The sequence below is a fragment of the Escherichia sp. E2748 genome, assembly GCF_005781125.1.
Taxonomy (GTDB): Bacteria; Pseudomonadota; Gammaproteobacteria; order Enterobacterales; family Enterobacteriaceae; genus Escherichia.
Genome location: NZ_VATP01000003.1, coordinates 33,730 through 48,207, shown reverse-complemented (window position 1 = coordinate 48,207; position 14,478 = coordinate 33,730). Strand labels below are relative to the sequence as shown.

General features: G+C 52.4%; 15 protein-coding genes. All 15 read left to right on the top strand.

Annotation, left to right across the window (positions count from 1 at the left end; all coding sequences use genetic code 11):
* Window positions 1–7 precede the first annotated feature (7 nt).
* The 15 genes from pppA to FEK42_RS05865 all read left to right on the top strand — a co-directional run bounded on the left by pppA (window position 8) and on the right by FEK42_RS05865 (window position 14,379).
* A complete protein-coding gene (gene pppA, locus FEK42_RS05935) occupies window positions 8–817 on the top strand; it encodes a prepilin peptidase PppA (protein WP_135407845.1) in 810 nt (269 codons plus the stop codon).
* 65 nt (window positions 818–882) lie between these two features.
* Window positions 883–1,293, top strand: coding sequence for a type II secretion system pilot lipoprotein GspS-beta (gene gspS2, locus FEK42_RS05930; RefSeq protein WP_001324279.1), 411 nt, complete (start codon window positions 883–885; stop codon window positions 1,291–1,293).
* Window positions 1,294–1,308: 15 nt separating this feature from the next.
* Complete coding sequence (gene gspC, locus FEK42_RS05925) at window positions 1,309–2,268, top strand: type II secretion system protein GspC (protein WP_135492296.1); 960 nt, start codon at window positions 1,309–1,311, stop codon at window positions 2,266–2,268.
* 29 nt (window positions 2,269–2,297) lie between these two features.
* Window positions 2,298–4,358: a type II secretion system secretin GspD gene (gene gspD, locus FEK42_RS05920; protein WP_000498829.1), complete on the top strand. Its 2,061-nt coding sequence runs from the start codon at window positions 2,298–2,300 to the stop codon at window positions 4,356–4,358.
* Entirely contained in the window at window positions 4,358–5,851 is a 1,494-nt protein-coding gene (gene gspE, locus FEK42_RS05915) for a type II secretion system ATPase GspE (protein ID WP_130207987.1), read from the top strand. The genes gspD and gspE overlap by 1 nt, the downstream gene beginning before the upstream one ends.
* Window positions 5,851–7,074, top strand: coding sequence for a type II secretion system inner membrane protein GspF (gene gspF, locus FEK42_RS05910; RefSeq protein ID WP_138211767.1), 1,224 nt, complete (start codon window positions 5,851–5,853; stop codon window positions 7,072–7,074). The genes gspE and gspF overlap by 1 nt, the downstream gene beginning before the upstream one ends.
* 16 nt (window positions 7,075–7,090) lie before the next feature.
* Window positions 7,091–7,546 carry a type II secretion system major pseudopilin GspG gene (gene gspG, locus FEK42_RS05905; protein WP_001087289.1) on the top strand — a complete coding sequence of 152 codons (456 nt, stop codon included), beginning with the start codon at window positions 7,091–7,093 and terminating at the stop codon, window positions 7,544–7,546.
* Between the two features lie 3 nt (window positions 7,547–7,549).
* Complete coding sequence (gene gspH, locus FEK42_RS05900; protein WP_135492298.1) at window positions 7,550–8,113, top strand: type II secretion system minor pseudopilin GspH; 564 nt, start codon at window positions 7,550–7,552, stop codon at window positions 8,111–8,113.
* Window positions 8,110–8,481: a type II secretion system minor pseudopilin GspI gene (gene gspI / locus FEK42_RS05895; RefSeq protein WP_135492300.1), complete on the top strand. Its 372-nt coding sequence runs from the start codon at window positions 8,110–8,112 to the stop codon at window positions 8,479–8,481. The genes gspH and gspI overlap by 4 nt, the downstream gene beginning before the upstream one ends.
* Window positions 8,478–9,083, top strand: a complete 606-nt coding sequence (gene gspJ, locus FEK42_RS05890) for a type II secretion system minor pseudopilin GspJ (RefSeq protein ID WP_001525630.1) — start codon at window positions 8,478–8,480, stop codon at window positions 9,081–9,083. The genes gspI and gspJ overlap by 4 nt, the downstream gene beginning before the upstream one ends.
* Window positions 9,080–10,057: a type II secretion system minor pseudopilin GspK gene (gene gspK, locus FEK42_RS05885; RefSeq protein ID WP_135492302.1), complete on the top strand. Its 978-nt coding sequence runs from the start codon at window positions 9,080–9,082 to the stop codon at window positions 10,055–10,057. Before gspJ ends, gspK begins: the two co-directional genes overlap by 4 nt.
* On the top strand, window positions 10,054–11,232 hold the full coding sequence (gene gspL / locus FEK42_RS05880) for a type II secretion system protein GspL (protein WP_135492304.1): 1,179 nt from the start codon (window positions 10,054–10,056) through the stop codon (window positions 11,230–11,232). The genes gspK and gspL overlap by 4 nt, the downstream gene beginning before the upstream one ends.
* A gap of 1 nt (window position 11,233) precedes the next feature.
* The gene (gene yghD / locus FEK42_RS05875) at window positions 11,234–11,770 is read left to right on the top strand and encodes a GspM family type II secretion system protein YghD (RefSeq protein ID WP_135410442.1); all 537 of its coding nucleotides are present in this window, start codon (window positions 11,234–11,236) and stop codon (window positions 11,768–11,770) included.
* 1,143 nt (window positions 11,771–12,913) lie between these two features.
* Window positions 12,914–13,690: an ABC transporter permease gene (locus FEK42_RS05870; protein WP_130207971.1), complete on the top strand. Its 777-nt coding sequence runs from the start codon at window positions 12,914–12,916 to the stop codon at window positions 13,688–13,690.
* Complete coding sequence (locus tag FEK42_RS05865) at window positions 13,687–14,379, top strand: ABC transporter ATP-binding protein (protein WP_135492306.1); 693 nt, start codon at window positions 13,687–13,689, stop codon at window positions 14,377–14,379. Before FEK42_RS05870 ends, FEK42_RS05865 begins: the two co-directional genes overlap by 4 nt.
* The last annotated feature ends 99 nt before the right edge of the window (window positions 14,380–14,478 follow it).

The following is a 14,478-nucleotide window of genomic DNA, read 5'->3' as shown; positions in this document are numbered from 1 at the left end:
TTTAACCATGCTTTTTGATGTTTTTCAGCAATACCCCGCGGCGATGCCCGTCCTGGCAACCGTCGGAGGATTAATCATCGGCAGTTTTTTGAATGTGGTGATTTGGCGTTACCCTATCATGCTTCGTCAACAAATGGCGGAGTTTCACGGTGAAATGCCGAGTGCGCAGTCAAAAATAAGCCTTGCGCTGCCGCGTTCGCACTGTCCGCATTGTCAGCAGACCATCCGGATACGTGACAATATTCCGCTGCTCTCCTGGCTGATGCTCAAAGGGCGCTGCCGCGACTGTCAGGCGAAAATCAGCAAGCGTTATCCGCTGGTCGAGTTATTGACGGCACTCGCTTTTTTGCTTGCGAGTCAGGTATGGCCGGAAAGTGGATGGGGGCTGGCGGTGATGATATTATCCGCCTGGCTGATTGCCGCGAGCATCATCGACCTCGATCACCAATGGCTGCCCGATGTTTTTACTCAGGGCGTATTGTGGACCGGGCTGATTGCGGCATGGGCGCAACAGAGTCCGTTAACGCTACAAGACGCAGTCACCGGCGTACTGGTGGGGTTTATCACTTTTTACTCCCTGCGCTGGATAGCCGGAATAGTTCTGCGTAAAGAAGCATTAGGCATGGGCGATGTATTATTGTTCGCTGCGTTAGGTAGTTGGGTGGGGCCGTTGTCGCTGCCCAATGTTGCTTTAATCGCCTCATGCTGCGGCCTGATATATGCCGTTATTACAAAAAGAGGATCAACCACACTGCCTTTTGGACCGTGTTTAAGTCTGGGCGGTATAGCAACACTTTATCTACAGGCATTGTTTTAATGATAACCACGTCATTATCGAAGTGACATTTTAACTCTTATTAATAACCTTAGAGATTATTTACCATGTCGATAAAACAAATGCCAGGGAGGGTATTAATATCGCTATTGTTGAGCGTTACAGGATTATTAAGTGGCTGCGCCAGCCATAATGAAAATGCCAGTTTACTGGCGAAAAAACAGGCGCAAAATATCAGCCAAAACCTGCCGATTAAATCTGCGGGATATACCTTAGTGCTGGCGCAAAGTAGCGGCACGACGGTAAAAATGACCATTATCAGCGAAGCGGGTACTCAGACCACGCAGACGCCTGACGCCTTTTTAACCAGCTACCAACGACAAATGTGCGCTGATCCGACGGTGAAATTAATGATCACCGAGGGAATTAATTACAGCATAACGATTAATGATACACGCACAGGTAACCAGTATCAGCGGAAACTGGATCGTACCACCTGTGGAATAGTCAAAGCATAACGTCGGGTATATAAATTGGCGCGGGTTGTTTTTCGTGACGCACGAATTTATCTCATTCAATGGCTGACAAAAATTCGTCACACATTTAGCCAGAGACAATCTCTTAATACAGACAAAGAGCATCTGCGCAAAATTGCCCGCGCGATGTTCTGGCTGATGCTGCTTATTATTTCTGCAAAAGTGGCGTATTCACTCTGGCGTTATATCTCCTTTTCTGCGAAATATACGGAGGTTTCCCCATCGGCGAATAAACCGACCCGTGCAGGTGCAAAACCGTTCGATAAAAATGACGTGCAATTAATCAGCCAACAAAACTGGTTTGGCAAATATCAGCCCGTCGCCGCGCCGGTAAAACAACCCGAACCTGCGCCTGTGGCAGAAACGCGTCTTAATGTGGTGCTGCGTGGGATCGCCTTTGGTGCCAGACCCGGCGCGGTTATTGAAGAAGGCGGCAAACAACAGGTTTATTTGCAGGGCGAACGGCTTGGCTCTCACAACGCGGTGATTGAGGAAATCAACCGCGACCATGTGATGCTGCGCTATCAGGGAAAAATAGAGCGCCTGAGTCTGGCTGAAGAGGAGCGTTCCACCGTAGCCGTGACCAACAAAAAAGCCGCCAGTGACGAAGCAAAGCAAGCTGTTGCTGAGCCTGCTGTCAGTGCGCCCGTTGAGATCCCGGCTGCCGTGCGTCAGGCGCTGGCGAAAGATCCGCAGAAAATTTTTAACTATATCCAGCTTACGCCTGTGCGTAAGGAGGGGATTGTCGGTTATGCAGTGAAACCGGGGGCAGATCGTTCTCTGTTCGATGCCAGCGGTTTCAAGGAAGGCGATATCGCCATTGCGCTAAATCAGCAGGATTTCACTGATCCACGAGCAATGATTGCTCTGATGCGGCAGTTACCTTCAATGGATTCCATTCAACTTACGGTTTTACGCAAGGGTGCGCGCTACGACATTTCCATCGCGCTGCGCTAACCGCATTTAATCCAGGAGAATCATTCATCGTGTTTTGGCGTGATATTACGTTGTCGGTCTGGCGTAAGAAGACAACTGGCCTCAAAACAAAAAAGCGTTTACTGCCGCTGGTGCTGGCAGCGGCATTATGTAGTTCACCGGTCTGGGCGGAAGAAGCCACTTTCACCGCTAATTTTAAAGATACCGACCTGAAATCGTTCATCGAAACCGTCGGCGCTAACCTTAATAAGACCATCATTATGGGGCCGGGCGTACAGGGGAAAGTGAGTATTCGCACCATGACCCCGCTCAATGAACGTCAGTATTACCAGCTATTCCTTAACCTGCTGGAAGCACAGGGGTATGCCGTCGTACCGATGGAAAACGACGTGCTGAAGGTGGTGAAATCCAGTGCCGCGAAAGTCGAGCCGCTGCCGCTGGTCGGTGAAGGCAGCGACAACTACGCGGGCGATGAAATGGTCACCAAAGTAGTGCCGGTACGCAATGTTTCGGTCCGCGAGCTGGCGCCGATTTTGCGCCAGATGATCGACAGTGCGGGGTCCGGCAACGTCGTCAATTACGATCCCTCCAACGTAATTATGCTCACCGGACGTGCCTCCGTCGTGGAGCGCCTGACGGAAGTGATCCAGCGTGTGGATCATGCGGGAAATCGCACTGAAGAGGTAATCCCGCTGGATAACGCCTCGGCTTCGGAAATCGCCCGCGTGCTGGAAAGCCTGACTAAAAATAGCGGCGAGAACCAGCCAGCAACGCTGAAATCTCAAATTGTCGCCGACGAACGCACCAACAGTGTGATTGTCAGCGGTGACCCCGCCACGCGAGACAAAATGCGCCGCCTGATCCGTCGGCTGGACTCAGAAATGGAGCGTAGCGGCAACAGCCAGGTGTTCTATCTCAAATACAGCAAAGCGGAAGATCTGGTCGATGTGCTGAAGCAGGTCAGCGGCACGCTCACGGCGGCTAAAGAAGAGGCGGAAGGCACGGTCGGTAGCGGGCGTGAGGTTGTCTCCATCGCCGCCAGCAAACACAGTAATGCCCTGATTGTTACTGCGCCGCAGGACATCATGCAGTCGCTGCAAAGCGTGATTGAACAACTGGATATTCGCCGTGCTCAGGTGCATGTCGAGGCGTTGATCGTGGAAGTTGCCGAAGGCAGCAATATCAACTTCGGTGTGCAGTGGGCGTCGAAAGATGCCGGATTAATGCAGTTTGCCAACGGTACGCAGATCCCTATCGGCACGCTGGGGGCAGCGATTTCTCAGGCGAAACCGCAGAAAGGCTCGACGGTGATCAGCGAAAACGGTGCCACCACCATTAACCCGGATACCAACGGTGATCTCTCCACGCTCGCCCAGCTACTTTCCGGCTTTAGCGGTACGGCGGTTGGCGTGGTGAAAGGCGACTGGATGGCGCTGGTACAGGCGGTCAAAAACGACTCCAGCTCGAACGTCCTCTCCACGCCGAGTATCACCACGCTGGACAACCAGGAAGCCTTCTTCATGGTGGGCCAGGACGTTCCGGTATTAACCGGCTCTACCGTTGGCTCCAATAACAGCAATCCTTTCAATACGGTAGAGAGGAAAAAAGTCGGCATCATGCTGAAAGTCACGCCGCAGATTAACGAAGGTAACGCGGTACAGATGGTGATTGAGCAGGAAGTCTCGAAGGTGGAAGGACAGACCAGCCTCGACGTCGTGTTTGGCGAGCGCAAACTGAAAACTACCGTGCTGGCTAATGATGGCGAGCTGATCGTGCTTGGCGGCCTGATGGACGACCAGGCGGGAGAAAGCGTGGCGAAAGTGCCGCTGCTTGGCGATATCCCGTTGATTGGTAACCTGTTTAAATCGACGGCGGATAAAAAAGAAAAACGTAACCTGATGGTGTTTATCCGTCCAACCATTCTGCGTGACGGTATGGCGGCAGACGGCGTGTCGCAGCGCAAATATAATTATATGCGCGCCGAGCAGATCTATCGTGATGAGCAAGGCTTAAGCCTGATGCCGCACACCGCGCAGCCGGTACTGCCTGCGCAAAATCAGGCTCTACCGCCGGAAGTTCGCGCGTTCCTTAATGCCGGGAGAACGCGTTAATGGTGCCTGTAGCACAGGAAACCACCGCTAACACCGTGCGTCTGCCCTACAGTTTCAGCCGTCGGTTTAGCCTGGTGGCATGGTGCGAAGCGTCGCTGGAGATCCTCCATGTTCATCCGTTGTCGCTCTCTGTTTTGCAGGAGCTGCAGCGGGGGCTGAACGCGCCCTTTACGCTGCGGCAAATCGACGAGGCCGAATTTGAACAGCGGCTGAATGCGGTCTGGCAGCGGGACTCTTCCGAGGCCCGCCAGCTGATGGAAGATCTCGGTTCCGCCGAAGACTTCTTTACCCTCGCTGAAGAACTGCCAGAAACGGAAGATCTGCTGGAAAGTGACGACGATGCGCCGATCATCAAACTGATCAACGCCATGCTGGCAGAGGCGATTAAAGAAGGCGCTTCGGATATCCACATCGAGACGTTTGAAAAGAGTCTGGTGATCCGTTTTCGTGTTGACGGCACATTACATGAAATGCTGCGCCCGGGGCGCAAACTGGCCTCGCTGCTGGTATCGCGTATTAAGGTAATGGCGCGGCTGGATATCGCCGAAAAGCGCGTACCGCAGGATGGACGTATTGCACTGCTGCTGGGCGGTCGGGCGATTGACGTGCGTGTCTCCACCATGCCTTCCGCCTGGGGCGAGCGCGTGGTGCTGCGACTGCTGGACAAAAACCAGGCCCGCCTGACGCTGGAGCGTCTGGGTTTAAGTCAGCAACTGACAGTGCAGTTGCGCCAGCTGTTACACAAACCGCACGGCATCTTTCTGGTGACGGGGCCGACGGGTTCCGGCAAAAGCACCACGCTGTACGCCGGATTGCAGGAGCTGAACAACCATTCGCGCAACATTCTCACGGTTGAAGACCCCATCGAATACATGATTGAAGGGATCGGTCAGACGCAGGTCAACACCCGCGTCGGTATGACCTTCGCCCGTGGCCTGCGCGCGATTTTGCGTCAGGACCCGGATGTGGTGATGGTCGGTGAGATCCGCGATACCGAAACCGCAGAAATCGCCGTTCAGGCGTCATTGACCGGGCACCTGGTACTTTCCACGCTGCATACCAACACGGCGGTGGGGGCGATTACGCGTTTGCAGGATATGGGCGTGGAGCCTTTCCTGCTCTCTTCCAGTCTGACGGGCGTGATGGCGCAGCGACTGGTCCGCACGCTGTGCTCCGACTGCCGCCAGGCTGCGCCTGCCACTGACGAAGAAAAACGCCTGCTGGGGATTACCGACGCGCGTACTGTCACTCTGTACCATCCGCAGGGCTGCCCCGCCTGTAATCACAAAGGTTTTCGCGGACGTACTGCCATCCATGAGCTGATCGTGGTAGACGCCACATTGCGTGATTTGATCCACCGTCAGGCCGGGGAACTGGAGCTGGAACGTTATGTCCGGCAACACTCTGCGGGCATCCGCAGCAACGGCATTGAGAAAGTGCTCGCCGGAGAAACCTCTCTCGATGAAGTTCTGCGGGTCACGATGGAGGCGTAATGGCACTGTTTTACTATCAGGCGCTGGAGCGTAATGGTCGCAAAACCAAAGGCATGATTGAGGCGGATTCCGCGCGTCATGCCCGCCAGTTGTTGCGCGCTAAAGAGCTTATCCCTGTGAACATTGAAGCCCGGATGAATGCTTCTACAGGGGGAATGTTGCAGCGTCGGCGACACGCACATCGTCGTGTGGCGGCGGCAGATCTGGCGCTGTTCACTCGCCAACTGGCAACGCTGGTGCAGGCAGCAATGCCGCTGGAAACCTGCTTACAGGCGGTCAGTGAGCAAAGTGAAAAACTGCATGTGAAAAGCCTCGGAATGGCGCTGCGCAGCCGGATTCAGGAAGGTTACACCCTGTCGGACAGCCTGCGCGAACATCCCCGCGTCTTTGACTCCCTGTTTTGTTCGATGGTAGCCGCCGGAGAAAAATCCGGGCATCTCGACGTGGTGCTCAATCGCCTTGCGGATTACACCGAACAGCGGCAGCGCCTGAAATCACGCCTGCTGCAGGCTATGCTCTATCCGTTGGTACTGCTGGTGGTGGCAACGGGCGTGGTCACTATTTTGCTGACGGCGGTGGTGCCGAAAATTATCGAACAGTTTGATCATCTCGGACACGCGCTGCCCGCCTCCACCCGCGCGCTTATCGCCATGAGTGACGCGTTACAGGCCAGCGGTGTTTACTGGCTGGCTGGTCTGCTGGGGCTTCTGGTGTTGGGGCAACGGCTACTTAAAAATCCCGCTATGCGCCTGCGCTGGGATAAAACCCTGCTGCGCCTGCCCGTGACGGGGCGTGTTGCGCGCGGGCTGAATACGGCGCGTTTTTCCCGCACCTTAAGCATCCTCACCGCCAGCAGTGTTCCGCTACTGGAAGGCATTCAGACCGCTGCCGCCGTGTCGGCAAATCGCTATGTCGAACAACAACTGCTGCTGGCGGCAGACCGCGTCCGCGAAGGAAGCAGTCTGCGCGCTGCGCTGGCGGAGTTGCGCCTGTTCCCGCCGATGATGCTGTACATGATTGCCTCCGGTGAACAGAGTGGCGAACTGGAAACCATGCTTGAACAGGCCGCGGTCAACCAGGAACGGGAATTTGATACCCAGGTGGGGCTGGCGTTAGGACTGTTTGAACCGGCGCTGGTGGTGATGATGGCGGGCGTGGTGCTGTTTATCGTCATCGCCATCCTCGAACCGATGCTGCAACTGAACAATATGGTTGGAATGTAATTTACGGAGTTATCACATGAATTCGTTATCCCGCACACAAAAACCACGGGCAGGTTTTACCCTGCTGGAAGTGATGGTGGTGATTGTTATTCTTGGCGTCCTGGCAAGTCTGGTGGTGCCTAACCTTTTGGGCAACAAAGAGAAAGCGGATCGGCAAAAAGCCATCAGCGATATCGTGGCGCTGGAAAACGCGCTGGATATGTACCGACTGGATAACGGGCGTTATCCGACTACCGAGCAGGGGCTTGAGGCGCTGATCCAGCAACCGGCCAATATGGCGGACGCCCGCAACTACCGTACCGGTGGATACATTAAACGACTGCCAAAGGATCCGTGGGGCAATGATTATCAGTACCTCAGCCCGGGTGAAAAAGGGCTGTTTGATGTTTATACCCTGGGGGCAGATGGTCAGGAAAACGGGGAAGGTGCTGGCGCAGATATCGGTAACTGGAATTTGCAGGAGTTTCAGTAATCAGTGCCTGAACGCGGATTCACACTTCTGGAAATCATGCTGGTGATTTTCCTTATCGGCCTTGCCAGTGCGGGCGTGGTACAGACGTTTGCGACCGATTCTGAACCGCCTGCGAAAAAAGCGGCGCAGGATTTCCTGGCCCGCTTTGCGCAGTTTAAGGACAGGGCAGTGATCGAAGGGCAAACACTCGGTGTGTTAATCGACCCGCCTGGCTACCAGTTTATGCAGCGTCGTCAGGGGCAGTGGCTGCCCGTTTCTGCGACCCGGTTATCGGCACAGGTTACGGTGCCGAAGCAGGTGCAGATGCTGTTACAACCCGGAAGTGATATCTGGCAGAAGGAGTATGCGCTGGAGCTGCAACGTCGCCGCCTGACACTGCACGATATTGAACTGGAGCTGCAAAAAGAGGCGAAAAAGAAGACGCCGCAGATCCGCTTCTCGCCTTTCGAACCCGTCACGCCGTTTACGCTGCGCTTTTACTCTGCGGCGCAAAACGCATGTTGGGCGGTAAAACTGGCGCACGATGGTGCGTTATCTCTCAATCAATGTGATGAGAGGATGCCATGAAGCGCGGATTTACCTTGCTGGAAGTGATGCTCGCGCTGGCGATTTTTGCGCTGGCTGCCACGGCAGTGTTACAGATTGCCAGCGGCGCGCTGAACAATCAGCAGGTGCTTGAGGAAAAAACGGTAGCGGGCTGGGTAGCTGAAAACCAGACCGCGCTGCTCTACCTGATGACCCGCGAGCAGCGGGCGGTCAGACATCAGGGCGAGAGCGATATGGCAGGAAGCCGCTGGTACTGGCGAACGATCCCGCTGAATACAGGTAATGCGCTACTTCAGGCGGTGGATATTGAAGTCAGCCGTCACGAAGACTTTTCGTCGGTGATTCAGTCACGACGCGCCTGGTTTAGCGCCGTGGGAGGCCAACAGTGAGAAGGACTCGCGCTGGTTTCACGTTACTGGAAATGCTGGTGGCAATTGCCATTTTTGCCTCGCTGGCACTGATGGCGCAGCAGGTGACAAACGGCGTCACGCGCGTGAATAGCGCCGTCGCCGGACACGATCAAAAACTAAACCTCATGCAGCAAACGATGAGTTTTTTAAACCACGATCTGACCCAAATGATGCCGCGTCCGGTAAGAGGCGATCAGGGCCAGCGTGAACCAGCGTTACTGGCTGGCGCTGGCGTGCTGGCGTCTGAGAGTGAAGGAATGCGTTTTGTGCGCGGCGGTGTGGTTAACCCGTTGATGCGTCTGCCACGCAGTAATCTGCTCACCGTCGGTTACCGCATTCATGACGGTTATCTCGAACGGTTAGCCTGGCCGCTGACCGATGCCGCAGGCAGCGTGAAGCCGACAATGCAAAAGTTGATTCCGGCGGATTCGCTCCGCTTGCAGTTCTACGACGGCACGCGCTGGCAGGAGAGCTGGTCGTCAGTACAGGCGATCCCAGTGGCGGTGCGCATGACCCTGCACTCGCCGCAATGGGGCGAGATTGAACGCATCTGGTTGTTACGCGGGCCGCAATTATCATGATCATCTCACCACCAAAACGCGGAATGGCACTGGTCGTGGTGCTGGTATTGCTGGCGGTCATGATGCTGGTAACCATCACGCTTTCCGGGCGGATGCAGCAACAACTTGGAAGAACGCGCAGCCAGCAGGAGTACCAGCAGGCGCTGTGGTACAGCGCCAGTGCAGAAAGCCTGGCGCTGAGCGCGCTCAGTCTGAGCCTGAAAAATGAACAATGCGTGCATCTGGCGCAGCCGTGGGCTTCTGGCCCTCGTTTTTTCCCACTGCCGCAGGGGCAAATCGGCGTCACTCTGCGTGACGCACAGGCCTGCTTTAACCTGAATGCCCTTGCTCAGCCCACAACGGCGTCGCGTCCGCTCGCAGTGCAACAACTGATTGCCCTGATCTCGCGCCTGGATGTGCCTGCCTATCGGGCCGAACTGATAGCCGAAAGCCTGTGGGAGTTTATTGACGAGGACCGCAGCGTGCAGACGCGTCTGGGGCGTGAAGACAGCGAGTATCTCGCCCGTTCGGTGCCATTCTACGCCGCGAATCAACCGCTGGCGGATATCAGCGAGATGCGCGTGGTGCAGGGAATGGACGCCGGGCTTTATCAAAAACTGAAACCGCTGGTCTGTGCGCTGCCGATGACCCGCCAGCAAATCAACATCAATACCTTAGACGTCACGCAAAGTGTGATTCTTGAGGCGCTGTTTGACCCGTGGTTAAGTCCTGTTCAGGCGCGGGCGTTATTACAACAACGTCCAGCGAAGGGCTGGGAAGATGTCGATCAGTTTCTTGCACAGCCGCTACTTGCTGACGTCGATGAGCGTACTAAAAAACAGCTAAAAACCGTCCTGAGCGTGGACAGCAATTACTTCTGGCTGCGTTCAGATATCACCGTGAATGAGATTGAACTGACGATGAACTCGTTAATTGTCCGCATGGGCCCACAACACTTTTCTGTTCTCTGGCATCAGACAGGAGAAAGTGAGTGAGTTCCATGCTTGAGATTTTTTTCCCGCTTTGCGCCTCCGACCCCATCCGTTGGCAGCGCCATACACCCGACGTGGAGCACGGCACCTGGCCTGACGCTGCCGACGAACGTCTTCAGCAATGGCTGCAAACCGATGCGATTCGACTCTACATCCCCGGCGAATGGATCAGCGTCTGGCAGGTTGAACTGCCTGATGTTGCCCGCAAGCAGATACCGACTATTCTGCCCGCCTTACTGGAAGAAGAGCTGAACCAGGATATTGACGAACTGCATTTCGCCCCGTTGAAAATCGACCAGCAACTGGCAACCGTGGCAGTGATTCACCAACAGCATATGCGCAACATTGCGCAGTGGTTGCAGGAAAACGGCATCACCCGCGCGACTGTTGCGCCGGACTGGATGTCCATTCCTTGTGGATTTATGGCTGGCGATGCGCAACGGGTTATTTGCCGCATCGATGAATGTCGCGGATGGAGCGCCGGGCGGGCGCTGGCTCCGGTCATGTTCCGCGCCCAGCTCAATGAGCAGGATTTACCGCTTTCGCTAACCGTGGTCGGTATTGCACCGGAAGAGCTATCTGCATGGTCTGGCGCAGACGCCGAACGCCTGACCGTTACGGCCCTGCCCGCCATTACCACTTATGGCGAACCGGAAGGGAACCTGCTAACAGGGCCATGGCAGACTCGTGTCAGCTACCGAAAACAGTGGGCGCGCTGGCGGGTGATGATTCTGCCGATATTGCTGATTCTGGTTGCGCTGGCAGTGGAACGGGGCGTGACATTATGGAGCGTCAGCGAGCAGGTGGCGCAAAGCCGCGCCCAGGCGGAGAAGCAGTTCTTAACGCTGTTCCCGGAGCAGAAGCGGATTGTGAATTTACGCTCTCAGGTGACGATGGCGCTTAAAAAATATCGCCCGCAGGCCGACGATACCCGGCTGCTCGCAGAATTGTCAGCGATCGCCAGTACTCTGAAATCAGAGTCACTTTCCGACATCGAGATGCGTGGTTTCACCTTTGATCAAAAACGGCAGACGCTTCACCTCCAGCTGCGGGCCGCGAACTTTGCCAGTTTCGACAAACTGCGTAGCGCACTGGCGGCAGATTATGTTGTGCAACAGGACGCGTTACAGAAAGAGGGTGATGCGGTTTCCGGCGGCGTAACGTTGCGGAGGAAATAACATGTTACGCGATAAATTTATTCACTATTTTCAGCAATGGCGTGAACGCCAGTTAAGCCGTGGCGAACACTGGCTGGCACAACACCTGGCAGGGCGTTCGCCGCGTGAAAAAGGCATGTTACTGGCAGCGGCAGTGTTCCTGTTTAGCGCCGGATATTACGTCCTCATCTGGCAGCCTTTGAGCGAACGGATTGAGCAACAGGAGACGATGTTGCAACAGCTGGTGGCGATGAACTCCCGGATGAAGAGCGCCGCGCCGGATATTATTGCGGCGCGAAAATCCGCCACGACAACGCCTGCACAGGTATCGCGGGTCATCAGTGACAGTGCTTCCGTGCACTCCGTGGTCATCAAGCGGATAGCCGAGCGCGGGGAGAATATTCAGGTCTGGATAGAACCGGTGGTGTTTAATGACCTGCTGAACTGGCTCAATACGCTGAACGAAAAATATGCGCTGCGGGTGACACAAATTGATGTCAGTGCGGGTGAGAAGCCTGGGATGGTGAACGTGCAGCGACTGGAGTTTGGGCGGGGGTAGATATTGCTATTTCCTTAACCCCACCTGATAACCCTTAGCCCAATGGTGAGTGCGGAACTGTCAAACCCGCTCACCGGGCTGAGTTCTGATGTAGCAAGAATGCACTCTCCTTCCAGGCCGCCACGGAATGTTCGACAATACTGTAGGAATTCGTTTTTCACTATGTAGCCCTTGTGAATAGACACCTTTCACAGACTGTAAAGATGCTTAAGTGTTTTGACACATTATGATTATTAATAGTTGCAATAAATCATTGCGTAACAATTGATAGGCCAAAACATATAGGATAATTCTTGTGTGATCTGTATTTTGTGTAGCCTGGAAATTAGTAAAATTCCTGGAGATAATCAGAAAGGGAATTTTGGGAAAGCAAAATAATTTCCGCGGAAACTATTCGTCGATTTTAAGAAATGTCTGATTTGGTATATCTACCGACGGTTAATGCTGGCTGTAACGCTGGTTAAAGTAAATAATAAAAATAATTACCTGCGGAATTATTGGTGCAACTTAAATAACACCGTTTAAATGTGATGGAGATCACAAATATAACTGCGAAGAGGGTGCTGTAGATATAAATAAGAAGTACATGAGTGAATTTTAAATATGGAAATAGTTTCTCACTAAACAATTTATTGGTAATCAATCGCATGCGTTCTGGTTTGAGACAGATTGCAGGTGTTGCTACGCATAAAATTCATAGGTGGTATTATAATCAAGTAGTTAACAGTAATGGTGAAAAATAATTTCTTGCGAAATTAGCGGCCCATTTTGAATAAGTGTGTTCCGGAGTAATCCAGAACGCATGCTGCGTTACGTCTTTTTCAAGCCATATTGGTTAAGCAAAAAGAGGTAGAAATAATTTCCTGAGAAATTAACTCTACATTCTAAAACGGCCAGTTTTCTGAAATTACCAGAAGACCGAATACATTCATGCCTGAAGAATGGATTAGAAGAAACGAGACGGAAATAGATCTATTTATCCCTGCGGAAATAATTTCTGATGAAATTGTTTGCGGCTATTAAAAAGGTCAAACCGTCTGAGTGAATTTTATCCAGTTACAAACAAGTATTACCTCCAGTGTATTGGTAGCTGTTAAGCCAGGGGCGGTAGCATACCTGAAGAGAATAGGATCACATCACCAAATGGCAAGAAGTGGATTTGAAGTCCAGAAAGTCACCGTAGAGGCATTATTTCTACGAGAAATACGAACACGCTTTGGTAAGTTCCGTCTGGGATATCTGTGGGCGATTCTCGAACCCTCTGCGCATTTGCTGATACTGTTGGGCATTTTTGGTTACATTATGCACCGCACGATGCCAGACATCTCATTCCCGGTGTTTTTACTTAATGGCCTGATTCCCTTTTTTATCTTTAGCAGCATCAGCAAACGTTCTGTAGGTGCTATTGAAGCGAACCAGGGGTTGTTTAATTATCGACCAGTAAAACCTATCGATACGATCATTGCACGCGCACTGCTTGAGACGCTGATTTACGTTGCTGTTTATATATTGCTTATGCTCATTGTCTGGATGGCCGGCGAATATTTCGAAATAACAAATTTTTTACAACTTGTGCTTACCTGGAGTCTGCTGATCATTCTTTCATGTGGCGTCGGCTTAATATTCATGGTCGTTGGCAAAACCTTCCCTGAAATGCAAAAGGTCCTGCCGATACTGCTTAAGCCGCTGTATTTCATCTCCTGCATCATGTTCCCTCTACACTCGATTCCAAAGCAATACTGGTCATATCTACTCTGGAACCCATTAGTGCATGTCGTGGAGTTAAGCCGCGAGGCCGTTATGCCTGGCTATATCAGCGAAGGCGTGAGTCTGAACTACCTGGCAATGTTTACTCTGGTCACCCTGTTCATCGGTCTGGCGTTATACCGAACGCGTGAAGAGGCAATGCTGACATCATGATTAAAATTGAGAATTTGACGAAGTCATATCGCACGCCAACGGGTCGACACTATGTTTTTAAGGATTTAAACCTCGAAATCCCTTCAGGAAAAAGTGTCGCCTTTATTGGTCGCAACGGAGCGGGTAAATCAACGTTACTGAGAATGATTGGCGGCATTGACCGCCCCGACAGTGGAAAGATCATCACCAATAAAACAATATCATGGCCAGTCGGCCTCGCCGGTGGATTTCAGGGAAGTTTAACCGGACGCGAAAACGTAAAATTTGTTGCGCGGTTATACGCGAAGCAAGAAGAGCTGAAAGAGAAAATTGAGTTTGTCGAAGAATTTGCCGAACTCGGTAAGTACTTCGATATGCCGATCAAAACTTACTCATCTGGTATGCGATCGCGTTTAGGCTTTGGTTTAAGCATGGCATTTAAGTTTGATTATTATATCGTCGATGAAGTAACCGCAGTCGGTGATGCCAGGTTTAAAGAGAAGTGCGCTCAATTGTTTAAAGAAAGGCATAAAGAATCTAGTTTTTTAATGGTTTCACATAGTTTGAATTCATTGAAAGAGTTTTGTGATGTGGCCATTGTTTTTAAGGATGATAATGCGGTTGGTTTTTATGAGGATGTTCAGGAAGGGATCGAGGAGTATAAAAATTTAAAATATTATATATTGGGCGATTCTGAATCTTATGACTAAATATATATAGCTATGCAAATAAATATCAACAGCATAAACAATAATTTAATTTTTATGATGCATCATAGTGAAAATAAAAACAAACTCTATTGATGGTAT